The organism is Bacillus sp. JJ864, from assembly GCF_036963045.1.
In the GTDB taxonomy this organism is placed as follows: Bacteria; Bacillota; Bacilli; order Bacillales; family Bacillaceae_G; genus Bacillus_A; species Bacillus_A pseudomycoides_C.
Genome location: NZ_JBALLY010000081.1, coordinates 51883 through 76487 on the forward strand (window position 1 = coordinate 51883; position 24605 = coordinate 76487).

Below are 24605 nucleotides of genomic sequence, written 5' to 3' on the forward strand. Positions count from 1 at the left end.
GGTTTGCTTGCTGTTTGTTCGTTTGCGCTACTTGATTGACGTTTGTTTGTTCATTTTGTTTCTTTTTCGTATCTGTATTGTTCTTTTCTACTTGCTTATTATCGTTCTTCTTTTTACGAAACCATTTAAAAAACATATGTATTCCCTCTTTACCCAAATAAGATAACTTTAGTCTGTGGGAATTTTTATATATTATGCATATATTTGTGTCTAAAAAAGTGAGACGTCCACCGGGGGCTGGCTGTTTATGAATAGCAGGATAAGTGAGTTTATATATTATTTCATCGAATTCCTAATAAGTTTCATAGGTTTCGATGGAATAAAATATAAATCCATTTTAATTTTTTAGCATATAAGTCGTTGTTATGTAGAACAAAACACGACCGCTATTTGCTTTCTCCCTTTATTTTAAACCTTGGCTGTGGCAGAAAAAGGCCCTGACCGCTTCTATGCATGGCCAGATGTTCTTGTCCATCTAAAAAGAAAAGGGTTTTTATGTCGGTTTCTCAACCTGTATGTATGTAATCGGAAAAATAAAGGAAATGTGGTTTCTCTTTTTGAATAGTCTTCTGTAGCGCACTCCATTTGTATGAGTAGAAACGAAGTGTGAATTAAGGAGGCGAAAAGATGTTATATGTACAAAAACAAGTATTTCGGCTAGAGAAATATACATTTGAAAACGGTACATCACTTCCAATCCAAATTGGCTATGAAACATACGGTACGTTAAACCTTGAGAAATCAAACGCTATTTTAGTTTGTCATTATTTTAGTGCAACGAGTCATGCTACAGGAAAGTATACAGAGCAAGACTTAGTTCCAGGTTGGTGGGATGAGTTAATTGGACCTGGAAAAGCAATTGATACAAATAAATATTTTGTGATTTGTACAGATAATCTTTGTAATGTACAAGTGAAAAATCCTTATGTTGTGACAACTGGACCAAAAACGATAAATCCGGAAACAGGTGCCGAGTATGGAATGCAATTTCCAGTCTTCACGTTTCTTGATATGGCTCGTATTCAGTATGAATTAATAAAGGATATGGGGATTGCTAAGCTGCACACGGTCATCGGTCCATCTGCTGGAGGTATGATTGCACAGCAATGGGCGGTTCATTATCCGCATATGATGGAACGAATGATAGGGGTAATTACAAATCCGCAAAATCCAGTTGTAACGTCTATTAATGTTTTGCAACATTCAATTGATGTAATTCAATTAGACCCGGCTTGGAAAAACGGAGACTACGGAGAACAGCAGCCTATAAAAGGATTGCACTTAGCAGCGAAAATGATGTTTATAAATGCATATGATGCCCACTATTATGAAACGAGATTTCCGCGGGACAGTACAGAATCTGCATCGTATCAAGACTTCAGTACATTAATTTCATTTGAAGAGGCAATTAACGAGGCGACATTACAGAATATAGCCCTTGTTGATGCAAATTCCTGGATGTACACTGCAAAAGCAACTTTATTACATGATATCGCTCACGGGTTTTCTTCATTAGAGGAAGCGCTTCGGCAAGTAGAAGCGAGCGTCCTCATGATTCCTTGTAAGCAAGATATACTACAGCTTTCCCGCTATAATTATAAGATGGTCGAATTGTTGAAAAAGAATAGGAAATTTGCAGAAGTATATGAAATTGAAAGTATATACGGACATATGGCAGGTGTGTTTGAGACGCATTTATTTGCTGGAAAGGTGCATCAATTTCTTAATCAGCAAATCCCAAGTATGATGTAACTCCTACGCATAACTTGTTTTCTAAGTGGTGCATGCTAAAATTGAGGAGAAAGAAGGAGGAGAAATTTATGACTGAAGTGAAAACAATTATGCCAGAAGAAGTACAAGAGCGTTTAGAAAAAGGAGAAACGCTATTTTTAGTAGATGTGCGTGAAGATGAAGAAGTAGCATACGGGAAAATTCCAGAAGCAGTACATATTAAAATGGGGGATATTCCGCATAAAGTAGACTGCTTTGATAAAGAAAATGAATATATTTTTATTTGCCGCTCTGGTATGCGCAGCGAAAATGTTTGTCATTATTTAAATGAACTAGGCTATAAGACACTGAACATGATTGGCGGTATGATGCAGTACGAAGGAGAAGTAAAGTGAAACTTTAATCAGTGGGGGGCTCCCCCACTGATTATTAGCCCTCACCAATCGGGCTTTTACGGGCAGTTTATCTCCTACCTAACCTCTTTGCTTTCGCTGAATTTTGAGGTGGGAATATTACTGCCCGTTAATGCGGGATAAAGTAAAAATCTACTATTTGTTAAAATGTAATTATTCTTTTGAAAACTTGAAACGCGTCCGTTTCAAGTTTTTTTCTTTTGCATACAGTGTAGAAAGCACGAGATATTGTTAAGAAGGGTGGTTCAAGGGTGAAGTCACTTATTCGGAAAATCAAAGTCATAAACAATAGAGGAGCAATTAATATGGGGAATTGTTACGATCTTTCTCCATTTTTTGCGACGAAGGCATTTAGCGGCGCTGGTGGATCAAGCGTTGCTACATTCTTAAATGGGAAGTTAATGCCACCGAGCGTACCACAAGGTACTGAATTTATTCCGCCGCTAGAGACAAGTTTAACAGCGGGAGTTTAATAGAAAGGTTGTATGAAAATGGGAGCTTGTATTAAGGAATTTGTTATTGTGAATAATTCTGGGAATATTTTCACAGGAGATAATTTGCGAGATACTTCGTTTGTTGCTTCGAAAACATTCACAGGATCAACTGGACCAACATGTATGGATGTTGTCGTCATTATCGGGAATACAAATGAAATTTGCTTACGACCAGGTGATACAGTGACAACTACGATTACACGAGGTACTGGACTACCAGGTAGTAGTTCAAGTAATAATCCAAGTAGCGATCCAAGTAGCGATCCAAGTAGCGATCCAAGTAGTAACCCAAGTAGTAATCTAAGTAGCAATCCAAGTAGTAATCCAAGCAGCAGCTGCGGGAGCGTTTTACCAGGACCTCCTAATACAGATAATAAAGATTCCGAAGTAGGATTTTCGTAAAAAGAATCTTTACTTAGTTCAATGAAATATTTTATAAGTAAGACCTCCGTTTCTTTAAGCGGGGGTCTTACTATTTCTAAAAGTCCGATGCGTTCAATGAATCAAAACGATTTCCACTAGTAATTTGGTTATAAAATAGATTTTAATATAGTATAATCGCAGATAGAAGTACGCACATTTTTGATATATAGTATCAAAATGTATACTAATGGAGAGTGATGAGATGGAGAAGGAGAGTATACGTCGTTGTTCGGTAGAAGTCACATTAGATGTAATCGGCGGAAAATGGAAAGGCGTTATTCTATTTCATTTAATAAATGGAGAAATTCGCTTTAATCAATTTTTACGATTGATGCCCGGTATTACGCAACGAATGTTAACGAGACAATTAAGAGAGCTAGAGGCTGATGGTGTGATTCATCGTGAAGTATATAAGGAAGTACCTCCGAAGGTTGAATACTCGTTAACCGAATTCGGAAAGTCATTGATTCCGATTATTGTAATGATGCGTGATTGGGGAAATCAATATCGAATGCAAATAGAGCAGGGATAAAAGAAGTGTGCAATCAAGATGTTGCACACTTTTTTATTCCTATTAAAATTTTATCGGTTTTCGTTTCCGATAAATGATATAACTGCGTCGTAAGTATTTCACCGGTACGCTAAAGACATGAACGAGTCTTGTAAATGGCCACGTTGCAAACAGTCCCATGGCGGCAATGATATGAATTTTAAACCAAATTGGCACCTCCGCCATATACTCCGCTTTAGGCTGGAATATAAAGAGGCTGCGGAACCACGGGCCAATCGTCGTTCGATAATCAAAACCGTTTGAATCGATATTTAAAAATGTAGAAGAAAGTCCTGCAAGCATTACAATGAGCAACAAGATAAGAGCGATATAATCTCCGGTTATACTTGTTGCGATAATACGTTTTACTGTAAAGCGGCGATACGTTAAAATGAATAATCCGATTACAGAAGCAATACCTGCCGGAAGGCCGAAGCCAATTGCCATTATATGATACGTATGTTCAGAAATGCCAAGGGAACTGTAGACAGATTCGGGGATTAAAATTCCCATAACATGCCCGCCAATTACGAATATAATACCAAAATGAAATAGTAAACTTCCGATTCGGAGCATTTTCTTCTCTAATAGTTCACTAGATTTTGATGTCCAGCCAAATTGATCGTAGTTGTATCTAAAAATATGTCCACCAATGAAAATAGCTAAAATGATATAAGGGAAGATTACCCATAAAAATTGATCCATCATTCTTGACCCACTCCTTTCTATATAAATCCATTTTGACTTTTTGACATATAGATTGTTGCTATGCATGGCCAGATGCTCTTGCTCATCTAAAAAGAAAGATTTTGTGTCGTTTTTTAATTAGGATTTATATAGTTTATTTCATACTGCCATGCCCGAATAGCAGTAAGGATGCAACGGACAATTGGTTCGTGCATACTGTTTGTGTCTTGTAATTGTTGATGCAATGCTTTGATATTGTTTTTATATTTTTTCATAATCGGCTCACTATCTTCTTCAGTGGCATTTGCGAGAAACTCTAACATAAGCGGTAAATAATCAGGCAGTTCTTTATCAGTTACAGCGAAGCCTGCTTTTTGATAATGTTGTTTTAGTTCTAACAGTTCAATTCCTCGTTCTCGTTGTTCACCAGTATTCAAATAAGTGAGATACATATTTGTTTTTTTGCCAAAATCAAATGTATATACATATGATTCAATTAATTCGCCACTAGTTTTTTGCTTTGCTTGTTCGATAAATGTTGTAAGGGTGGTGCGAATTTCCTCATGTTTGATAGTTTGAATATCACTTTGTAAATGAGGAAGTGCTTCTCTCCACCCCTGTTCAGGATAGGAGAGAAGAAAGGAAGAACAAGAAAAAGCTGTTTGTAAACTTTGATTCATAATTGTTACCTCCTTTATTTTAAGAGATTGTCATACAAGAGCCAGGACCGCCGGCAAAGGAAAGACCACAGCTTCCTTGCTCGTTATAAAGATCTGCCACTTGCTCGCGGTGAGAAGTTGGGATGACGAAACGATCTTTATATTTCGCAATTGCAAGAAGGCGATACATATCTTCAATGTCTTCTTTTGTTAAGTTCAGTTCTTTTAATACATCTTCATTTGGTTCTTTATTTATTTGCAATGCTCTCATATGAGTACGCATGATAGCCATTTTTTTCAATGTAAGACGAATATGAGATTCATCGCCTGCAGTTAATAAATTTGCTAAATATTGAATCGGAATACGCATATTATCAATAGCAGGGAAAATTTCTTCTGCTTGCCAGTTGCTTCCTTTTCCTTCGACCATGTTCATAATTGGACTTAATGGTGGGATGTACCAAACCATTGGCAATGTACGATACTCTGGATGAAGAGGAAGAGCAATTTTCCAATCGATAATCATTTTATAAATTGGTGATTGCTGAGCGGCTTTGATCCATTCTTCTGGAATCCCTTGTTTCTTTGCTTCAGCAGCTACTTCTGGATCGTTTGGATCTAGGAATACGTTAAGCTGAGACTCGTATAAGTCTTTTTCATCTGGTACAGATGCAGCTTCTTTTACTTTGTCAGCGTCATATAACATAACTCCGATATAACGGATTCGTCCAACGCATGTTTCCGAACAAATTGTCGGCATACCTGCTTCAATACGCGGGAAGCACATCGTACATTTTTCAGCTTTATTTGTTTGCCAGTTGAAATACACTTTTTTATATGGACAAGAAGAAACGCAGAATCTCCAAGCACGGCATGCATTTTGGTCAACAAGGACAATCCCATCTTCATCGCGCTTATACATAGAGCCGGACGGACAAGAAGATACGCATGACGGATTGATGCAGTGTTCGCAAATACGCGGTAAGTACATCATGAACACATTTTCAAAATCCGTTTTTATTTCTTCTTCCATTTTTTTGACGTTTGGATCTTGTAAGCCTGTTATATGCCCGCCTGCTAAATCGTCTTCCCAGTTTGGTCCCCATTCAATTTTATCGATAAATTCACCTGTAATGGCTGACTTTGGACGAGCAACTGGCTGGTGCTTTCGCTGCGGGCTGTTTGTTAATGTTTCATAATCGTAGTTCCAAGGTTCAAAGTAATCATCAATTGTTGGTTGATCTGGGTTATGGAAAATGTTCATGAGACGTTTCATTTTTGAACCGGATTTCAACTGAAGGTCTCCGTTTTTTAGCTCCCAGCCGCCTTTATATTTTTCTTGATCTTCCCATTGTTTTGGATAGCCAATGCCTGGCTTTGTTTCCACGTTGTTAAAGTACATGTATTCAGCACCTGGACGATTCGTCCAGGTGTTTTTGCATGTTACGCTACAAGTGTGACAGCCGATGCATTTATCAAGGTTCATTACCATTCCGACTTGCGCTTTAATCTTCAAGCCAATCTACCTCCTTCAGTTTGCGGATGACGACATTTAAGTCGCGTTGGTTTCCAGTTGGGCCATAGTAGTTAAAGCCGTAACTTAATTGACCGTATCCGCCAATCATATGAGTTGGTTTTACGTGAATACGCGTCGGGCTATTATGTGTTCCTCCGCGGTTACTTGTTAAATTCGTACCAGGCACGTTAATGTGACGATCTTGTGCATGATGCATAAAGGCCATTCCACGCGGCATGCGGTGTGTGACGACAGCGCGTGCAACAACGACGCCGTTTCGGTTAAAGCATTCAATCCAGTCATTATCAGCAACACCAGCTTCGGCAGCGTCATCTTTATTCATCCATACTGTTGGTCCTCCGCGGAACAGCGTTAACATCGGCAATGCATCAAAATACATACTATGAATAGACCACTTATTATGCGGTGTTAAATAGTTTAGCGTAATTTCTTTTCCTTCTACTTCAGGGCGAGATTTACGGAACGGTTTATGCTGTAAAATTGGTTTGAACGTTGCCATTGTTTCGCCGAATTCTTTCATCATGTCGTGATCTAAGTAGAAAGATTGACGCCCTGTTATTGTTCGCCACGGAATGAGGCGCTCCACATTTGTTGTAAATGGTGAATAGCGGCGCCCTCCTTTTTCAGAACCACTAAAAGCAGGTGATGTAATAACTGTTTTTGGCTGCGCTGTAATTTGTTCGAATGTGAAGCATTCTTCTTCACGCTCTTCTGCCAAATCACGCAGTTGTAAATCCGTTTGTTTTTCAAGCGCTTCCCATGCCTTTACTGCCATATGACCATTTGTTGTCGAAGAAAGAGTTAAGACTGCTTCAGCAGCATTGATTGCTTCTGTTATGTTAGGACATCCTTTTGCGATAGAATCTGTACGGATGACACCTAATTTACTCTTTAATTGTTCATATTCTTTTTCCGCAGACCAAGAGATGCCTTTCGTGCCAATCGGTTGCTTTCCAACGTTTGGTCCAAGTGCTGTCATTTTGTCATAAATTGTTTTATAGTCACGTTCCACAATATGAATTTGCGGCATTGTTTTGCCTGGGATTGGCTCACATTCTCCTTTGCTCCAATCTTTAATTTGTCCAAGCGGCTGTGCTAATTCTTGCGGTGTATCGTGAAGAAGCGGCGTTGCAACAACTTCTTTCATTGGCTCAAGGTCTAACTTTTGCGCTAAATCAGAAACTGCTTTTGAAAGGGAGCAGAAAATATCCCAATCAGAACGAGCTTCCCACGGTGAACCGATTGCTGGGTTAAACGGATGCACGAACGGATGCATATCTGTACTGCTTAAATCATGCTTTTCATACCACGTTGAAGCAGGAAGAACGATATCAGAGTATAGTGCTGTTCCAGCCATACGGAAATCTAAGTTGATAAGTAGATCTAGTTTTCCTTCAGGTGCTTCTTCATGCCACTTTATTTCCTCTGGTCGTAATGAATCACTATCGTCGTTCATTAATCCGTTTGTTGTACCTAATAAATGTTTTAAGAAATACTCGTGTCCTTTACCAGAACTTGAGATTAAGTTCGCGCGCCATACGAATAAATTGCGCGGGAAGTTGTTTTTGTTATCAGGGTCTTCAATCGCAAATTTGAGCTCTTTGTCTTTTAGCTTCTGCGCAACATATTTTCCGATTTCTTCCCCCGTTGTTGCACCGCTAGCGACCGCTTCTTTATATAATTCAATTCCGTTTTTCTCGAATGTTGGATATGATGGTAACCAGCCGAGTCTTGCGGCCAACACATTGTAATCACCGTGATGTTGATAGCGGGAGTTGCCGACAACTGGTGATGCTAAATGTCCAACTGGCGTATCTTCATAGCGCCATTGATCTGTAACGAAATAGAAGAAGGATGTACCGTTTTGTAGTTTCGGTGGACCTTGCCAATCCTTTGCAGTTGCAATGGTTTGCCAACCTTCTGCTGGGCGTAATTTTTCTTGGCCGACATAATGAGCCCAGCCGCCGCCGTTTACCCCTTGTGCGCCAACAAGTAGAACGAGGTTTAAGACAGCGCGGTAAATCGTATCAGAGTTAAACCAATGGTTAATACCAGCGCCGACGATAATCATCGAGCGTCCATTTGTATCAACGGCATTTTGCGCAAATTCACGAGCGATTTGAATAATAAGTTCTCGTTTTACACCTGTCATTTTTTCTTGCCATGCTGGTGTAAACGGAGCATCTTCATCAAAGCTCTTCGGTTCTGAGCCGCCAAGACCGCGGTCGACGCCGTAGTTTGCTAATGTTAAATCATAGACAGTTGTTACGAAAAGATCTCCATTTGGCGTTGTAATCTTTTTCACTGGAATGGTACGTTCTAATACTTCATTTCCGTCATCAGAAAAGTATGGAATTTGTACGGTTCCAATTGCATCCTCCATACCAAGTAAAGAAAGACGCGGATCAATTTTTTCACCTGTTTGTTCATCTTCTAAACGTAAGTTCCATTTTTTCTCGTTATCCCAGCGTGATCCCATTGTGCCGTGCGGCGTAGCGAAATCAAGACTGTTATCGTTCCAAAGAACAGGTTTCCATTCGCCAAGCTTTGTTTCCCGGCCGATATCAGTGGCATTTAAGAAACGATCTGCAACAAATTGACCTTCTTGTTGTTTTAACGTGACAAGGAATGGGAAATCTGTGTATTGTTTTGCATAATTTATGAAGTAGTCTACTTGTTTGTCCACGTAGAATTCTTGTAAAATAACGTGCCCCATTGCCATTGCAAGTGCACCGTCTGTTCCTTGTTTTACGCTGATCCAGTCATCAGCGAATTTTGTTGATTCGGCAAAATCAGGGCTAACAGAAACAACTTTCGTTCCTTTATAGCGCACTTCTGCTAAGAAGTGGGCATCTGGTGTCCGTGTTAGCGGTACGTTAGAGCCCCATGTCATAATGTAGCCAGCGTTGTACCAATCACTACTTTCTGGCACGTCTGTTTGATCACCCCAAATTTGCGGCGAAGCTGGCGGTAAATCAGCATACCAATCGTAGAAGCTCAGCATCGGCCCGCCCATAAGCTGCATAAAGCGGCTGCCTGCTGCGTGACTTAACATTGACATCGCAGGAATTGGCGAGAAACCAACATTTCGATCTGGACCATACTTGATTACTGTATATAGTAAGGAAGCAGCAACGAGCTGTAATACTTCATCCCAACTTGCACGAATGAAGCCGCCTTTTCCGCGAGCACTTTTATATGCGCGTGCTTTTTCTGGATTTTCAACAATGCTTTTCCAAGCATCTAACGGTGATTCATGTTTTTGCAGTTCTTCTTGCCACATATTCCAAAGGACGCCGCGTACATATGGATATTTCACGCGAAGCGGACTATAAATGTACCAAGAAAAACTTGCTCCGCGCGGACATCCGCGTGGCTCAAAGTCTGGCATATTAGGACCAGTAGACGGATAATTTAGCTCTTGTCCTTCCCAAGTGACAATTCCATCCTTTACGTAAATGTTCCAGCTGCAAGAACCGGTGCAGTTTACACCATGTGTGGAGCGGATTACTTTATCATGTTGCCATCGTTTTCGATAGGCATTTTCCCATTCGCGGTCTTCATACGTTTCTTGCGTATGATTATCGTTATAACGATCTATTGGAGAAAAATATTTTAAACGTTGCATGAGTGGTGATAGTTTCTTTTTCATATTGTTCACTCCTTTATCCCAATTGGTTCAACTAACCATCAGTGGGGGATGAAGACCCCCCTACTGATGGAAGTTTCACTTTATTGCGTCTCTCTTGCTTACTTTCACTATAAGAGGGCATGCAAAATAGAGATGTGATATCTATCACAGTTCAACAGATTGTCAAAAAATCTTGAGAATGTAAGGGGAAAAAAGAGAAGGTGTGACATTTTGCACATCACAAAGTATGTTTTGTATGTAAAGTAGAGGTAAAGAAAAAGAGTAGCATCTCAATAGAATGCTACTCAATACTACAAATAGAAGTAGGGCAATCTTCACAGGCGATTGCACATTTTAAAAAGTGTAAATTATGAATGGTGATTTTACCTTTATGGATAGAAATAATGTCTTGTTTCTTTAAATCATTTAACATACGATTGACACTTTCACGGGAGGTTGCACAGAAGTTTGCAAGCTCTTGATTCGTTAATGGCAGATCGATAAGAATACCATCTTCTTTTAAAATGCCATAACTATTCGTCATACGAATGAGAGTGGAGTAGAGTGCTCCCTTTTTGCCGTGTAATACTAAATCACGAAACTTCGTTTGCATTCTTCGTAAATGTTCACTAACCCACCTCATAAATTCAAAGGCAAGAGCTGGTTTTTCCAGCAATGCTTTTTCCAATGCATCCCGCTTAATGACGCCGATTTCTGCATGTTCAAGCACTTTTGCGTTTAATAAATATTTGGCGTTTTCTGTAAATAATGTAAGTTCTCCAATAATATCATTCTCCGAACAAATACGTAGTGTCAATTCTTGACCGTCGGCGCTAATTTTACTAATTTGCACTTTTCCAGAGTGAATAATATATAGTTCTTTCGCCTCCACACCTTCTTGGAAAATATAATGGGCTTTGTTTATTTGCATTTTATATTCAACAGATGAGAGTAATTCTTTTAAATCATTTGATAATGCAGTACTGTTTGCCACAACAATTACCCCTCTTTTCCGAATAGTCTATTTCTTATTTTGAATATAAATATAGTGAAAATGCAAGAGATTTTTTCCTTTGCCTAATTGTGAACAGTTTTTGAACAGATTTGTGAAGAATTTTTGAATGAGAAAATCGATGTGAGAAATATCACATCATAGATTGTTGTTCTTTTTTATGATGAAGACAAATGAAAGACAGCCAAAAAAAGATAAAGTGCAAGAGCAAAACCACCCTAGTTTAAAAATATATTATAATAGAATAAAAGTATATATACAGCAAGAAGGAGGGGTGAAGATGACTGAGAAGATTGTAGATGTATGGCAGCGTCCACTTCAAGATTTACGCATTTCTGTCATTGATCGTTGTAATTTTCGGTGCACGTATTGTATGCCGGCTGAAGTGTTTGGGCCAGATTATGCGTTTTTAAAAGAAGAGTTTCTGCTTACGTTTGATGAGATTGAGCGATTGGCTAAGCTTTTTGTTCGCATGGGCGTCAAGAAAATTCGCTTAACTGGCGGCGAACCGTTACTTCGTAAAGATTTACCACAGCTCATTAAACGTCTTGTGAAATTAGAAGGCTTAACAGATATTGGGCTGACAACGAACGGCATTCATTTAACGAAGCAGGCAAAGGCGTTAAAAGAAGCAGGTTTACAGCGAGTAAACGTCAGCTTAGATGCGTTAGATGATGATGTGTTTCAACGTATTAATGGCCGCAATGTAAGTACAAAACCTATATTACGAGGAATTGAAGAAGCACGATCCGCCGGCTTAGAAGTCAAAATCAATATGGTCGTGAAAAAAGGAATGAATGATAACCAAATTTTGAAGATGGCCGCTTATTGTAAAGAGCAGTGCATCCCTCTTCGCTTTATCGAATTTATGGATGTTGGAAGTACGAACGGCTGGAACTTTGAACAAGTCATTACAAAGAAAGAGTTAATCGATATGATTGGACGTATGTATCCAATTGAACCGTTAGATCCTCATTATTTCGGTGAAGTAGCCAAGCGATATCGATATGTTGGAACCGAGGCCGAAGTTGGTTTTATTACTTCTGTTTCTGAATCATTTTGTTCTTCTTGTACGAGAGCACGTATTTCAGCAGAAGGTCAGTTGTATACTTGTTTATTTGCAACGACAGGAACAGATTTGCGAACGCTTATCCGCAATGGGATAGATGATGAGGAATTGTTTCAAATCGTGCAAGATGTGTGGAATAAGCGTAATGATCGTTATTCAGATGAACGAACGGAAGAAAGTGCAAATAGCCGCCAAAAAATTGAAATGTCATATATTGGCGGATAGAGAGAAGGGGTTAAGATGCAAGAGCGGTACTCACGGCAAATACTATTTTCAGAGATTGGGGAAGCTGGTCAGCGCAATTTAAGTGAAAAACACGTATTCATTATCGGTGCTGGTGCACTTGGTACAGCAAATGCTGAGGCACTTGTTCGGGCAGGAATTGGCAAGTTGACAATTGCAGATCGTGATTACGTTGAATGGAGTAATTTACAAAGGCAGCAATTATATACGGAAGAAGATGCGAAGCGCTATGTGCCGAAAGCAGTTGCAGCAGCGCAGCATTTAAGGAGAATAAATTCTGACGTAACTATTGAGCCAGTTGTAACGGATGTAACGGTGCAAGAAATGGAGCAGCTTGTGCAAAACGTGGATATCATAATCGATGCGACAGATAATTTCGATACGCGTCTTCTTATTAACGATATTTCACAAAAGTATAACGTTCCGTGGATATATGGTGGCTGCGTTGGGAGTTACGGTGTAACGTATACGATTATTCCAGGGAAAACACCGTGCTTTCGCTGTTTAATGGAGCATCCAACGAGCAGTGCAACGTGTGATACAGTGGGAATTATTCAACCAGCCGTGCAAATGGTTGTTGCGTATCAAGTTGCTGAAGCTTTAAAAATATTAGTTGGAGACTTTGAAGCACTAAGAGAAACGATGGTATCATTTGATCTTTGGAACAATCAGTATATGGCATTTAAAGTAAACAGGCAGAAAAAAGAAAACTGTCTATCATGCGGCAAGCTTCGTACATATCCAAGCTTAACGTTTGAAACGCAAACGAAAACAGAAGTATTATGCGGCCGTAATACAGTTCAGATTCGCCCAGGCATAAATCAGCTTCTTAACTTAGAAGAAATAGAAAAGCGCTTACAAAAAAGCGTGCCAGTACAGAGGACGCCGTACTTATTATCATTTCACGCTGATGAATATCGCTTCGTTTTATTTCAAGATGGGCGGGCCTTTGTTCATGGTACAAATGATATACAAGTGGCAAAACGACTATATGCACGTTACATAGGTTGAATCCAAAGGTGAGTACCTTTAGATTCAACGAGAAAATTTAAGATAGATTTCGTGAATAATCACCGTTTTTGCCGCCTGTTTTTTCAAGCAAGTATGTTTCACCGATGATCATGCCTTTGTCGACAGCTTTGCACATGTCATATACAGTAAGAGCGGTAGCAGAAGCAGCTGTTAAAGCTTCCATTTCAACACCAGTACTGCCTTCTGTTTTCACTTTTACTTCAATAAGCAAACGATATTGTTCATCTGCAATATGCCAGTCAAAGGAAATATCGACACCTTTTAGAAGGAGTGGATGACACATCGGAATAATATCAGAAGTTCGCTTTGCCGCCATAATACCAGCGATTTGGGCAACGGCTAGAACATCACCTTTTCCAATTTCATTACGGGTGATTTTATCATAAATTTCTTTTGTCACAATGATGCTAGAACGAGCGATAGCTGTTCGCACTGTAATTTTCTTATCGCTAATATCGACCATTTTTGCACGGCCTTGATCGTTAAAATGAGTAAATGAAGACATGAAATTCCTCCTTGAAGTAATTGCTATTATGATTAGCATTGTACAACAAAAATTGTAATGAAGATGTGATATTTTGCAAATGTGGGGTGAAAATGATGCTAGAAAAACGAATACCAATTGCTGTTAGCGATGCAGTAGCACGTGTAATGGAGTATGCACAGCGCGGAGAAATTGAGCGCGTACCACTTACGGAAAGTTATGGACGAATTCTTGGGGAAGATGTAGTTGCCGATCATGATGTGCCTCATTTCGACCGATCGCCGTACGATGGTTTTGCGGTTCGGGCAGAAGATACACAAAAAGCAAGTTATGAACATCCGGCCGAATTTGAAGTTGTTGGAGAAATTGGTGCTGGTTCTGTTTTTACGGAGGAAGTGAAGGCATTTCAAGCGGTACGAATTATGACCGGTGCAGCGATTCCAACTGGCTGTGATGCGGTTGTCATGCTTGAGCTTACGGAAGGATTTCAAAAAGGCGAAAAGACATATATGAAATTGAAGCGTCCGTTTCAGTCAGGCGATAATATTTCACGCAAGGGTGAAGATGTCAGGAAGCATCATGTGCTTGTCGAAAAAGGAACGACGATTAACCCAGGAGTGGCAGCGCTTCTTGCAACGTTTGGCTATAGTGAAGTATCCGTCATAAAGCGTCCGGTTATTGGAATTGTGACGACAGGAAGTGAATTGTTAGAAGTTCATCAGCCGCTTGAACCAGGAAAAATTCGCAACAGTAACTCATATATGATCGCTGCACAAATTATGCGAGCAGGCGGAACGGTTCGGTATTACGGACAATTCGCAGATGACTTTGACACTTGCTATGAGATGGTAAAAAAGACAATGGAAGAAGTCGATATTCTCATTACGACAGGCGGTGTGTCAGTTGGTGATTATGATTACTTACCAGCTATTTATGAAAAGCTTGGAGCGAACGTACTGTTCAATAAAGTAGCGATGCGCCCGGGAAGTGTAACGACAGTAGCGGAAGTAAATGGAAAGTTACTATTTGGATTATCAGGAAATCCATCTGCTTGTTATGTTGGATTTGAATTGTTTGTACGTCCGGTTGTTCGAACATTTCTACATATGAAAGAGCCTCATATGTACCGCGGTGATGCCATTTTAATGAAGGGGTTCCCAAAAGCAAATCCATTTACACGCTTTGTTAGAGGGAAAGTAGAAATTGGAAACGGAAGGCTACAAGCTGTGCCAGTTGGCCTTGATAAATCCAGTGCTGTTTCTTCACTCGCCGATGCGAATGCGTTTATCGTTCTGCCAGGTGGCACGCGCGGCTTTGAAGAAGGTATGACAGTTACCGTCTTTTTATTAGACGGAGAGCAAGGAAGTGAGTGGTCGTGGAAAGAGCCGTTCCAGTCTTACAAATCGTAGGGTATCAAAATAGTGGGAAGACAACTTTGACAGAGAAGCTGATTAAAGCGCTAACGAATGAAGGTGTGAAAGTAGGCGCGATTAAGCATCATGGACACGGAGGATATCCAGAATTGCCGCTGCAAAAAGATAGCGAACGTCATCGCCAAGCTGGAGCGATTGTCAGTGCAGTGGAAGGGGACGGATTATTATCTTTATCCGCTAAGAGCGACTGGTCTTTAGAAAAAATCATCCGTTTGTATACATGCTTTGAAGCGGAAGTCATAGTCGTTGAAGGATATAAAAAAGAACGATACCCGAAAGTTGTTTTACTTAGGTCAGAAGAAGATGCTTCTTTATTAGAAAGTGTAGAAAATGTGATCGCTGTTATTACATGGAATGAGGCTTTAAAAACAGGACAAGAAAGCTATCAAATTTTTCATATAACAGAAGATGAAAAGTTTATAAATTGGTTCGTACAAAGAATGAGGGATGCAAAATGACAAAGACGTATTTTGAAGTAGTGGATACACCGATTTCTATTGAAGAAGTATCGCAGAAAGTGATTCACCGTGAATGCGGCGCTGTGACGACATTCATTGGTACAGTGCGCGAATTTACGAAAGGACGCCGGACGCTTTACCTAGAATATGCTGCGTATCGTTCAATGGCTGAAAAGATGCTTGCCAAAATTGGAGAAGAAACGAAAGAAAAATGGCCAGGAACATATGTGGCAATTTCGCATCGCATCGGTACATTGCAAATTTCTGATATTGCTGTTGTTGTTGCTGTATCGACGCCGCACCGAAAAGCGGCATATGAAGCGAATGAGTATATTATGGAGCGTATTAAACAAATTGTTCCCATTTGGAAGAAAGAGTTTTGGGAAGACGGTGAGAAATGGATTGGCGATCAATTAGAGAAAACACCGTATCCAAACGGAGAACCAGGAAAGGAGAATGCGAAATGATTACAGTATTATTATTTGCTCATTTACAAGAAGAAGCAGGAACACACCAATTACAAATTGATGCACAAAACCTTGTAGTAGCAGAGTTTAAGGAGCTTGTAGCGAAAGACTATAATGTCTCCCTTTCTCAGCACACAATGGTAGCAATTAATGAGGAATATGCAAATGAAGATGATATCATCCAAGATGGTGATGTTGTCGCATTGATTCCACCGGTAAGCGGCGGGTGATTCTTTCCTGCCTGATCACGAAAGAACGTGATTAGGCAGGAGGGAAGCAATAGAAAATGTGAAATATTGAACAAAATAGGGGGAGAGACTGATGAAAAATCCGAATTTTCAGTTAGTATTACAAACTTCAAATCTTATACTTGGCTTTATGGTATGGGTGATTTTATCTTCTTTAATGCCATTTATTAAAGCAGACATTGCATTAACAGCGGGACAGATTTCTCTTGTCACAGCAGTACCAGTGATTTTAGGTTCTATTCTTCGCATTCCAATTGGTTACTGGACCAATCGTTACGGAGCAAGAAAATTATTCTTTATTAGTTTTATTATTCTATTATTCCCTGTCTTTTATATTAGTATGGCAAAAACGATGCTAGATTTAATTATTGGCGGTTTATTTGCTGGCATTGGCGGTGCTGTATTCTCTGTTGGGGTAACATCTCTTCTGAAATACTATCCGAAAGAAAAGCATGGCTTTGTAAACGGGATATACGGAATAGGAAATATAGGAACAGCAGTTACATCCTTTCTTGCACCAGTACTTGCAACTTCATTTGGCTGGAGAACAACGGTACAAATGTACTTAATCTTACTCGCTGCATTTGCATTAGCAAACTTCCTGTTAGGAGATCGTAACGAGAAAAAGGTAAATACATCATTAACGGAACAAATTAAAGGTGTTTATAAAAATGAAAAGCTTTGGTTCTTATGTATTTTCTATTTCTTAACGTTCGGTTCGTTCGTCGCATTTACAGTTTATTTACCGAACTTCCTCGTATCTCACTTCGGCTTAGCGAAAGTAGATGCGGGATTACGTACAGCTGGTTTTATCGCCTTAGCAACAATTATGCGTCCAATTGGCGGCTGGCTCGGCGACAAATTTAATCCATTTAAAATTTTAATCTTTGTCTTTACCGGTTTAACATTAGCAGGAATTATTTTATCATTCATGCCAAAAATGAATGTATACACATTCGGTTGTTTATTAGTTGCTTTTTGCGCTGGTACTGGAAATGGAACAATCTTTAAACTTGTACCAATGTATTTCTCCAAGCAAGCTGGTATTGTAAATGGTCTTGTATCGGCACTTGGCGGACTTGGTGGTTTCTTCCCGCCATTAATCTTAACACTATTATTCCAACTAACAGGCCATTATGCAATTGGGTTTATGGCGTTATCAGAAGTAGCGCTTGCTTGTTTAGTTATTACTGTTTGGATGTATAGTCAAGAGAAGTTAGTTGCGATGTTACAGCATAGATAAAGAGTAGAAGAGGGTGTTTCCAAGTTGCGATTTTGGAGACACCTTTTTTAATTTTTTAGGAGAGGTTGTTCATGGAAAGCCCTCATCAATCGGGCACTTCTTTCCCAAAAGCAGCAGGATAAATGTGAGAGGAATTATCTCGATAGTATAAGCATACTAGTTTATAGAGTTAATCTTTATGCATAAGGGGAATGAAGAGAATGGATAGAGTGAACAGGGTAGGAAAAAATGATTTCGTTTCTGGTTTTGTGCCACATCATAACCATGGGTCAGTGGATTATACATCTGTTGAGGGAGGACATGTACATCAATGCCTAGATGTAACATCTCCGCCCATTAAGACACAAGAGGGCGGGCACATACATTATACAGAAGGATATGTTTTGTTCGAAGATGGACATACGCACTATTACAAGGCGTACTCAGGACCAGCAATTCCAGTTGGAAATGGGATGCATGTTCATTATTACGATTTTTATACGACGGAAGATAACGGGCATAAACACCGTATTAAGGGTGTAGATCAACCTGCTCCAGGTGATAAATAAAAGCTCTCGTAGCTTAAAAGGGGTGATTGTATGTCTCAAGACCAACCTGTCTCTGAACAGTTTGTGATGGATCCTCAGCGCGCTATGCTCCTACCTCCAGAGCTGAAAGCAGCACCTTCTGAATCATTAACAGAACAATTATTTATTGAAAGATCCTTAACAGAAAATCAATTTTGGCTGCGAATTATGAAGGAGCATGCCCTTTTTCTTAGTGAAGGGTTTGATAGACATGAGAAAAGTTTAATTCAACAAGTAGAGCAATTTTATCATTTGTTTGACCGACACTTACAAAAAGCATTTTCTGTTCCTCACACAGTGCAAGCAGTTCGGAAATTAAATGAAGAAAGTATTGAGCTAGTTTACGCTTTCCGTAATTATAAAAGAAATCTTTTAATTTTAATTATTAATTGTAAAGCAAAAGGGTTTAATTTCCCGCTATTAGTGGACCATACTGCACGAGAAGCGGAATATTTTATAAGAACACTCCAGAAATTTAACGAGGGAAAAATGGATCCGATTCAAGATTCAATTATTAGTGAAAATGTATTTTGGTTACGAATCATGATGGAACATTCGCGTTTTATTGCCTCTTTGCTTGATCAATCAGAAAGAAATTTAGTTCATACTGCGTCGAAATTCGGTGACGATTTTGAGGTTCTCCTCAATCAGGCTAGAGATGTTGAATCCATGTTATATAAGAAACAACCAACATATCCGATTATTGGTAAAATGAATAAAGATAGCGAAAATGCGACTGTTGAATTAAGAAACTTCAAAAAAGCAGGACTGGAGTTCATCCAAACATGCCAAATTAAAAATGTAATTAATCCTTTACTAGCCGATCACGTTTTAAGAGAAGCGAATCATTTCCTCTTTATGATTAGCGTTTTAGAACAGCGATTAAAACAAAAACAAATGGAAGCACAGCAATAACAGAGCTGATTTAAAGTGAATATTGAATCATATTCAGAAAACCTTTATTATGAATATATTGGTTGTTATGTATTATTTTAGGATTTATCGTATCAATCGCATAATCTGCGCTGGCTTTTATGTCAATCTTATATACATAGTAAAGGTGGATTTACATGTTCTTTCAGAAATATAAAGGTTTAATTCTTGCAATAGCTGGTGCTGTTATTTACATGGTCACAACACTGTATTTTAAAGATTTAGAGTATGTATATAAAATATGTATTAAACTATCTGCGGGAATCATGATAATTGTTGGGGGTATTATAGTCGAGGATTCCAATCGCTTCTATAAAAAGCAGAGAGATAACAATGTATAATCGTTTGGAACGATATATGCACGGGGTAGTGCCTACTGAGTATAAACTTGGGGGCGCTTTGTTTTGTTTATAAAATAAAAAGGAGAAAAATTGTATGAAAACAAGATACATCGTTCAATTCGGGATCGCTATTGTATTCTTCAGCGTTTCCGCTCTTATTAGTTGGTACGAAGGAAGTAATTTAATCGATGATCCATTTGAATGGAAATATTCCGCTAAGTTTACGAATTATTTTCAAGGGCCAGTTTCAAGTTACGATGATATTTTGCAAATTGATTTCTTTGTATATGCAGCTAAATTTTACCTTATACCAATCTTAAGTGTGGTTACTAGTTTTGGATATATGTTGCTGTTAGGTGTGATATCATTTTTGAAAGAAAGGATGATAAAAATGAAACAAGAACGCAAAGTAATTTTATACATTGGAACTTCTATTGATGGATATATCGCAAGCGAAGATGGGACCTTAGAGTGGTTAGAATCAACAGAAATTGAAGGAGATAATGGATACGGTACTCTTCTTGAAAGAATTGATACTGTTGTAATGGGAAAAAGAACATATGACGTAATTCGTGGGTTTGATATGGATTATCCTTATGCTAACTACGCTAATTATGTTTTTTCAACTTCTGTAGATGGTAGAGATGAATATGCTCAATTTTTAAAAGAAAATGTAAAAACATTCATTACTAACTTAAAAAAACAGCCGGGAAAAGATATTTGGTTAATTGGTGGTGGTAATTTAGCACGAGAATTTTTCAAAGAAAACTTAATTGATGAATTTCAACTTGCAATCGCACCTATCATTTTAGGTAAAGGTATTTCTCTTTATACTGACGGTGACATTGAAACAAAATTCACACTAACAAAGACAGAACAACTTGGTCAACTTGCTATGTTACATTACGTTAAAAAATAATGGTTACTCAGTTACTTTATGAAAAACCGACAGAAAAGCATTTTTTAAAATGGGCGAGAGGGACTAGCCATGCATAGAAGCGGTCAAGGCCTTTTCCTGCCACGTGCAAGGTTTGAAAACAAAAGTAGACAATAAGTACAGGCTCCTGTTGTATTTGCATGACAGCAGTCTATATGCCAAAAAATGAATTTATAAGTAATAGAGAGACACATCTTCACTAGAATCATACCCTTTTCTAAATTTCTAAAAGGTATAGCTGAGTAGTTACAAATAATGTTTTAATAAGAAGCCAAATAAAAAAGTCGGTTCTTCTGTTAGTGAAGATAGTTGCTATTAACTCTAAAGAAAGCATATCCCCTTCAAATTCATTCATAAAATAAAAAATCCTTAATACAATAAACCAATCCGTTCTTTTTCGAAAGGAGGGGTGGGAGATGAGTCGTACAATTAAAATTGATATTACAGACAAGGTAGTGGCGAAATTTAAGACAGATTATTTGGAATTATACTCTAATAAATTTATGATTGGTAAATTTTATGTCTATACTGAAGAGAAACAGTATGTATTAGAAGATGGATATTTATATGAAGATGGCAAGTTTTATCGCATCATTGATACGCGCCGAGATAACAGTCCAGCGGTAGAAGGTTGTGACTTAGGATGGTGTTAATGTGATTCGCGTGAAGATCTTTGATGAAAGTCATGAAAAGGATTTAGAAGAGGCAATCAATGTCTTTTTGAAGAAAATGGACGAAGAACAAGTTGTAGATATTAAGTATCAAGTATCGGTTTCGAACAATGATGAAGAGAGTCAGATTTATTGTTTCTCTGCGATGGTTGTATATCGGTCTTAAATACAAAAAAGACGACGCGAAGTCGTCTTTTTTGTATTTATCCCGCTATTCGTGGGCAGTAAGACCCCCACCTAATGGAAGCTTCACTTTATCGGCGGAAATCCCTCATTTCTCTGCGATTTTTTAAATATATCGGCGACTTTAAGCAATATAAAGACCTTTCGACACAACATAAAGCCCCTTCGACAATACTTGACACGAATCGCCCTTTCTACCGAGGTACATTTATAACAGGCCGTCTACTTCATTTTCTTATATGAGCAGTGCATGAAAAAAGTGTTGAGAAATTCTCAACACTTTTTTCTACAGTGCAGTGCCTTTTTGCTGCGGTGCAACTGTTTCTTGTTGTTTGGAGTGTAAGCATAGCCATGCGATAAATAAACTGATAACGGCTAATATAAATGTGCCGCTAAAGATAATATGAACACTAGAAGCGAGTACTTCTTGCGATCCTGTCGCGGTACTTCCGTGTTCCGAAGTTACTAAGTTTACATTTCCGTCTCCTGCGCTGTGGATGACTGTATTGAAAATCGTTCCAAATACTGCTGCGCCTAGCGTTTGACTAAATGTATTAATAAATGTATTTAAACCGACAGCTGTTCCGCGTTTATTTGCAGGGACAGAAGCTTGGATTGTGACCATAAAGATTGGTGTCATCAGTCCCATTCCCATGCCGAACATACCCATTGCAATGTAAATAAGAGATGGATGCGAATGCGTAGATAGCATGATTAACAAAAACGTTGAAGCCGATAAAATGCTGCCGCCAAGTAAAATAATTTGTTTTGTTTGTAAACGGCCAACTAAGTTACCAGACATCATCGCACCAACTGTCCAAAATACAGGGATTGGCATTAGAATCATACCAGCTTCCGTTGCGTTTTTTCCTAATACCCCTTGTGTCCAAATCGGAAGGTACATTGTAATACTAATAATCATTGCACCAACAATTAACGTTAATACGTTCACGATAAATACAGATCGGTTAGAGAACAGATCTAACGGAATTAATGGTTCTGGTGATTTTTTTTCTACAAATAAGAAAAGGATAAATGCGCAAACTGCAAATACCAGCAGGCCGATAATTGTGATATCGCCCCAGTTTTGATGCTGACTTCCTGTTAGTAATGCATAAAGTAAGGCAATCGTACTAAGTGAGAAGATAACAGCACCTGGATAGTCGATATGATGTTTTGCTGGCTTGATAGATTCTTTATAGGAAATTGCAATCATCGCACAAGCAAAGATTCCAAATGGAATGTTTAAGAAAAAGATATAACGCCAAGATAGTGAATCGACTAAAAAGCCACCAACTAAAGGTCCGACAACACCAGATACACCCCAAACAGCACTTAGCCAACCTTGCGCTTTTGCTCTATCTTTTGCTTCGCTATATAAGTCACCGATAATTGTCATTGTAATTGGCATAACAGCACCTGCTCCTACTCCTTGCAGGGCGCGGAACAGAATTAATTGCTCCATTGATGTTGCAACGCCGCATAATGTAGAGCCGATTAAAAAGATGGCAGCTCCAATTAATAGTATTTTTTTACGTCCAAATAAATCTGCTAGCTTTCCGTAAATCGGTGTTGTTACTGCGGTCGCTAACATATAAATGGCATACACCCAGCTTACAAGTCCTACCCCTGAAAGTTCGCTTGTAATGCGAGGCACCGCTGTGCTAACGATCGTTCCTTCAACAGCGGAAAGAAACGTCATTAACATTAAAGATATCATTACTTTTTTTCTCATTTGTTTTCCCCTTTTGCTTTTTTACAATTACAAATGAAAAGGAGACTAGTAATTAGACTCCTTTTTTACTACTATATGGTAGCATTTTGACCTGCAGTCATTCCAGCAATTCGGCCTGTAATAAGTGCTGAGGTAATATTATACCCGCCTGTATAGCCGTGAATATCAAGAATTTCTCCGCAGAAATATAACCCGTTCATGAGCTTTGATGACATTTCTTTCGGATTAATTTCTTTTACCGACACACCGCCGCCTGTTACGAATGCCTTTTCAAGAGGCTGCGTCCCATTTACGGTAAAGGTAAATTCTTTGAAATCTGTAGCAAGAGCGCGGATTTTTTCGTGAGAAATTTGTCCGCATTGCTGACTGCCGTCAATTTCATTTTTCTCTAATAGGAATAAGAAATAACGCTCAGGTACATAACCTTTCAGTACATTCTTTATTGCCTTTTTCGGCTCTTCTTTTATTTGCTTCATCATGCGCCCGAAGAGTTGTTCGCTATGTTCCGCTGGCAATGCATCAATGCTCATTGTTACGTTGTTTGTTTTGAACTTTTTCATCGTTTTCAGGGCGAACTGACTGCAGCGAAGTGCTGCTGGTCCAGACACACCGAAGTGGGTAAAGAGCATATCCATTTTATGAGAGATAACTGCTTTTCCTTTTGGATTTAATACGCTTAGTTCTACATCACGAAGCGCTATGCCTTGTAATGTACGGTCGCGAATAAATGGTTCATTAGAAAGGAGTGGTACTTCCGTTGGGAATAGTTCTGTAATCGTATGCCCTGCCTTTTCCGCCCAAGCATAGCCATCTCCAGTAGAGCCTGTATGCGGTACGGATTTCCCGCCAACTGCAATAACAACATGGTTCGTTTCAAGCACTTCACCATTTTGCAGGATAACCGCTTTCGTTTGTCCATTTTCATATTCTACAGTTTTAACAGGGAGATTTGTCCGAATGGTAACGCGCAGTTCTTTTAAACGTGTTAGCAGTGCATCTACAACGGACTGAGCTTTGTTTGATACAGGAAACATGCGGCCATGATCTTCTTCTTTTAATTTGACGCCAAGCTTTTCGAAGAACTGAATAATATCTTCGTTATTAAAAATAGAAAAGGCACTATATAAGAAACGACCATTTCCAGGAATATGTTTGACAATTTCATCGAGCGGAAGACGGTTTGTTACGTTGCAGCGTCCGCCGCCAGAAATAGCAAGCTTTCTTCCTAATTTGTCACCTTTATCAAGAAGTAACACGCGTGCACCTTCTTCAGCAGCACCGATCGCTGCCATTAATCCAGAAGGACCTCCACCAATGACAATTACATCATAATGCATATAAATCGACCTCATTTTCTTGTTTTGCTGCATTCAAGAATATCATGTTTTCATAGAAAAGAAAAATGAGGGGATATACTGTTTAAAG

26 protein-coding genes are annotated in these 24605 nt (G+C 38.9%); 18 read left to right on the forward strand and 8 right to left on the reverse strand.

The features are described from left to right. Positions 1-627 precede the first annotated feature (627 nt). From V7024_RS13875 to V7024_RS13895, 5 genes are all read left to right on the forward strand, one after another. Positions 628-1752 carry an alpha/beta fold hydrolase gene (locus V7024_RS13875; RefSeq protein ID WP_335520952.1) on the forward strand — a complete coding sequence of 375 codons (1125 nt, stop codon included), beginning with the start codon at positions 628-630 and terminating at the stop codon, positions 1750-1752. Positions 1753-1820: 68 nt separating this feature from the next. Then, the gene (locus V7024_RS13880) at positions 1821-2126 is read left to right on the forward strand and encodes a rhodanese-like domain-containing protein (protein WP_335520954.1); all 306 of its coding nucleotides are present in this window, start codon (positions 1821-1823) and stop codon (positions 2124-2126) included. Between the two features lie 269 nt (positions 2127-2395). Continuing rightward, complete coding sequence (locus V7024_RS13885; RefSeq protein WP_335520956.1) at positions 2396-2617, forward strand: spore germination protein; 222 nt, start codon at positions 2396-2398, stop codon at positions 2615-2617. A gap of 18 nt (positions 2618-2635) precedes the next feature. Then, on the forward strand, positions 2636-3040 hold the full coding sequence (locus V7024_RS13890) for a hypothetical protein (protein ID WP_335520959.1): 405 nt from the start codon (positions 2636-2638) through the stop codon (positions 3038-3040). 223 nt (positions 3041-3263) lie between these two features. Further along, positions 3264-3593, forward strand: coding sequence for a winged helix-turn-helix transcriptional regulator (locus V7024_RS13895; protein ID WP_335520962.1), 330 nt, complete (start codon positions 3264-3266; stop codon positions 3591-3593). 42 nt (positions 3594-3635) lie between these two features. On the opposite strand, the gene narI is transcribed toward V7024_RS13895, so the two are convergent. From narI to V7024_RS13920, 5 genes are all read right to left on the reverse strand, one after another. Then, positions 3636-4319 (reverse strand): respiratory nitrate reductase subunit gamma, encoded by a 684-nt coding sequence (narI, locus tag V7024_RS13900; RefSeq protein WP_335520964.1) that lies wholly within the window; start codon positions 4317-4319, stop codon positions 3636-3638. A 113-nt stretch (positions 4320-4432) separates the two neighbouring features. Beyond that, positions 4433-4978 (reverse strand): nitrate reductase molybdenum cofactor assembly chaperone, encoded by a 546-nt coding sequence (gene narJ, locus V7024_RS13905; protein WP_335520965.1) that lies wholly within the window; start codon positions 4976-4978, stop codon positions 4433-4435. A 19-nt stretch (positions 4979-4997) separates the two neighbouring features. Further along, positions 4998-6473 (reverse strand): nitrate reductase subunit beta, encoded by a 1476-nt coding sequence (gene narH, locus V7024_RS13910; protein WP_098915918.1) that lies wholly within the window; start codon positions 6471-6473, stop codon positions 4998-5000. Further along, positions 6463-10146, reverse strand: a complete 3684-nt coding sequence (locus V7024_RS13915; RefSeq protein WP_335520968.1) for a nitrate reductase subunit alpha — start codon at positions 10144-10146, stop codon at positions 6463-6465. Before V7024_RS13915 ends, narH begins: the two co-directional genes overlap by 11 nt. 280 nt (positions 10147-10426) lie before the next feature. Next, complete coding sequence (locus tag V7024_RS13920) at positions 10427-11119, reverse strand: Crp/Fnr family transcriptional regulator (protein ID WP_335520970.1); 693 nt, start codon at positions 11117-11119, stop codon at positions 10427-10429. Between the two features lie 298 nt (positions 11120-11417). Between V7024_RS13920 and moaA the strand changes: the two genes are divergently transcribed. Both moaA and V7024_RS13930 read left to right on the forward strand, forming a co-directional pair. Further along, entirely contained in the window at positions 11418-12431 is a 1014-nt protein-coding gene (gene moaA, locus V7024_RS13925; protein ID WP_335520972.1) for a GTP 3',8-cyclase MoaA, read from the forward strand. 15 nt (positions 12432-12446) lie between these two features. Then, positions 12447-13460 (forward strand): molybdopterin-synthase adenylyltransferase MoeB, encoded by a 1014-nt coding sequence (locus V7024_RS13930; RefSeq protein ID WP_335520974.1) that lies wholly within the window; start codon positions 12447-12449, stop codon positions 13458-13460. Between the two features lie 37 nt (positions 13461-13497). On the opposite strand, the gene moaC is transcribed toward V7024_RS13930, so the two are convergent. After that, on the reverse strand, positions 13498-13986 hold the full coding sequence (moaC, locus tag V7024_RS13935) for a cyclic pyranopterin monophosphate synthase MoaC (protein WP_098915907.1): 489 nt from the start codon (positions 13984-13986) through the stop codon (positions 13498-13500). A gap of 95 nt (positions 13987-14081) precedes the next feature. On the opposite strand from moaC, the gene V7024_RS13940 reads away from it, so the two are divergent. From V7024_RS13940 to V7024_RS13990, 11 genes are all read left to right on the forward strand, one after another. Continuing rightward, complete coding sequence (locus V7024_RS13940) at positions 14082-15374, forward strand: molybdopterin molybdotransferase MoeA (RefSeq protein WP_335520978.1); 1293 nt, start codon at positions 14082-14084, stop codon at positions 15372-15374. After that, positions 15335-15856 carry a molybdopterin-guanine dinucleotide biosynthesis protein B gene (mobB, locus tag V7024_RS13945; RefSeq protein WP_335520980.1) on the forward strand — a complete coding sequence of 174 codons (522 nt, stop codon included), beginning with the start codon at positions 15335-15337 and terminating at the stop codon, positions 15854-15856. Before V7024_RS13940 ends, mobB begins: the two co-directional genes overlap by 40 nt. After that, positions 15853-16323 carry a molybdenum cofactor biosynthesis protein MoaE gene (locus tag V7024_RS13950; protein WP_335520982.1) on the forward strand — a complete coding sequence of 157 codons (471 nt, stop codon included), beginning with the start codon at positions 15853-15855 and terminating at the stop codon, positions 16321-16323. Before mobB ends, V7024_RS13950 begins: the two co-directional genes overlap by 4 nt. Further along, positions 16320-16553: a molybdopterin converting factor subunit 1 gene (moaD, locus tag V7024_RS13955; RefSeq protein ID WP_335520984.1), complete on the forward strand. Its 234-nt coding sequence runs from the start codon at positions 16320-16322 to the stop codon at positions 16551-16553. Before V7024_RS13950 ends, moaD begins: the two co-directional genes overlap by 4 nt. A gap of 91 nt (positions 16554-16644) precedes the next feature. Then, positions 16645-17814: a nitrate/nitrite transporter gene (locus tag V7024_RS13960; RefSeq protein WP_335520986.1), complete on the forward strand. Its 1170-nt coding sequence runs from the start codon at positions 16645-16647 to the stop codon at positions 17812-17814. Between the two features lie 209 nt (positions 17815-18023). Next, a complete protein-coding gene (locus tag V7024_RS13965; RefSeq protein ID WP_335521024.1) occupies positions 18024-18362 on the forward strand; it encodes a YmaF family protein in 339 nt (112 codons plus the stop codon). 30 nt (positions 18363-18392) lie between these two features. Further along, entirely contained in the window at positions 18393-19295 is a 903-nt protein-coding gene (locus tag V7024_RS13970) for a DUF2935 domain-containing protein (protein ID WP_335520988.1), read from the forward strand. A gap of 155 nt (positions 19296-19450) precedes the next feature. After that, positions 19451-19654, forward strand: a complete 204-nt coding sequence (locus tag V7024_RS13975; protein ID WP_335520990.1) for a hypothetical protein — start codon at positions 19451-19453, stop codon at positions 19652-19654. Positions 19655-19748: 94 nt separating this feature from the next. After that, complete coding sequence (locus V7024_RS13980; RefSeq protein WP_335520992.1) at positions 19749-20573, forward strand: DUF4306 domain-containing protein; 825 nt, start codon at positions 19749-19751, stop codon at positions 20571-20573. Between the two features lie 434 nt (positions 20574-21007). After that, positions 21008-21244 (forward strand): DUF2553 family protein, encoded by a 237-nt coding sequence (locus V7024_RS13985; RefSeq protein WP_090918724.1) that lies wholly within the window; start codon positions 21008-21010, stop codon positions 21242-21244. 1 nt (position 21245) lies between these two features. Next, positions 21246-21428, forward strand: coding sequence for a sporulation protein Cse60 (locus tag V7024_RS13990; RefSeq protein ID WP_335520995.1), 183 nt, complete (start codon positions 21246-21248; stop codon positions 21426-21428). A gap of 303 nt (positions 21429-21731) precedes the next feature. Here V7024_RS13990 and V7024_RS13995 read toward each other — a convergent pair whose 3' ends face one another. Both V7024_RS13995 and V7024_RS14000 read right to left on the reverse strand, forming a co-directional pair. After that, positions 21732-23180 carry an MDR family MFS transporter gene (locus V7024_RS13995; RefSeq protein ID WP_335520997.1) on the reverse strand — a complete coding sequence of 483 codons (1449 nt, stop codon included), beginning with the start codon at positions 23178-23180 and terminating at the stop codon, positions 21732-21734. Between the two features lie 71 nt (positions 23181-23251). Continuing rightward, complete coding sequence (locus V7024_RS14000) at positions 23252-24517, reverse strand: NAD(P)/FAD-dependent oxidoreductase (protein ID WP_335520999.1); 1266 nt, start codon at positions 24515-24517, stop codon at positions 23252-23254. Between the last annotated feature and the right edge of the window lie 88 nt (positions 24518-24605).

Bases quoted from the DNA above. Each gene is read 5' to 3' on its own strand.
- V7024_RS13875 (WP_335520952.1), top strand. From the start codon at position 628: ATGTTATATGTACAAAAACAAGTATTTCGGCTAGAGAAATATACATTT.
- V7024_RS13880 (WP_335520954.1), top strand. From the start codon at position 1,821: ATGACTGAAGTGAAAACAATTATGCCAGAAGAAGTACAAGAGCGTTTA.
- V7024_RS13890 (WP_335520959.1), top strand. From the start codon at position 2,636: ATGGGAGCTTGTATTAAGGAATTTGTTATTGTGAATAATTCTGGGAAT.
- V7024_RS13895 (WP_335520962.1), top strand. From the start codon at position 3,264: ATGGAGAAGGAGAGTATACGTCGTTGTTCGGTAGAAGTCACATTAGAT.
- narI (WP_335520964.1), bottom strand. From the start codon at position 4,319: ATGATGGATCAATTTTTATGGGTAATCTTCCCTTATATCATTTTAGCT.
- narJ (WP_335520965.1), bottom strand. From the start codon at position 4,978: ATGAATCAAAGTTTACAAACAGCTTTTTCTTGTTCTTCCTTTCTTCTC.
- V7024_RS13915 (WP_335520968.1), bottom strand. From the start codon at position 10,146: ATGAAAAAGAAACTATCACCACTCATGCAACGTTTAAAATATTTTTCT.
- moaA (WP_335520972.1), top strand. From the start codon at position 11,418: ATGACTGAGAAGATTGTAGATGTATGGCAGCGTCCACTTCAAGATTTA.
- V7024_RS13930 (WP_335520974.1), top strand. From the start codon at position 12,447: ATGCAAGAGCGGTACTCACGGCAAATACTATTTTCAGAGATTGGGGAA.
- moaC (WP_098915907.1), bottom strand. From the start codon at position 13,986: ATGTCTTCATTTACTCATTTTAACGATCAAGGCCGTGCAAAAATGGTC.
- V7024_RS13940 (WP_335520978.1), top strand. From the start codon at position 14,082: ATGCTAGAAAAACGAATACCAATTGCTGTTAGCGATGCAGTAGCACGT.
- V7024_RS13950 (WP_335520982.1), top strand. From the start codon at position 15,853: ATGACAAAGACGTATTTTGAAGTAGTGGATACACCGATTTCTATTGAA.
- moaD (WP_335520984.1), top strand. From the start codon at position 16,320: ATGATTACAGTATTATTATTTGCTCATTTACAAGAAGAAGCAGGAACA.
- V7024_RS13960 (WP_335520986.1), top strand. From the start codon at position 16,645: ATGAAAAATCCGAATTTTCAGTTAGTATTACAAACTTCAAATCTTATA.
- V7024_RS13970 (WP_335520988.1), top strand. From the start codon at position 18,393: ATGTCTCAAGACCAACCTGTCTCTGAACAGTTTGTGATGGATCCTCAG.
- V7024_RS13975 (WP_335520990.1), top strand. From the start codon at position 19,451: ATGTTCTTTCAGAAATATAAAGGTTTAATTCTTGCAATAGCTGGTGCT.
- V7024_RS13980 (WP_335520992.1), top strand. From the start codon at position 19,749: ATGAAAACAAGATACATCGTTCAATTCGGGATCGCTATTGTATTCTTC.
- V7024_RS13985 (WP_090918724.1), top strand. From the start codon at position 21,008: ATGAGTCGTACAATTAAAATTGATATTACAGACAAGGTAGTGGCGAAA.
- V7024_RS13995 (WP_335520997.1), bottom strand. From the start codon at position 23,180: ATGAGAAAAAAAGTAATGATATCTTTAATGTTAATGACGTTTCTTTCC.
- V7024_RS14000 (WP_335520999.1), bottom strand. From the start codon at position 24,517: ATGCATTATGATGTAATTGTCATTGGTGGAGGTCCTTCTGGATTAATG.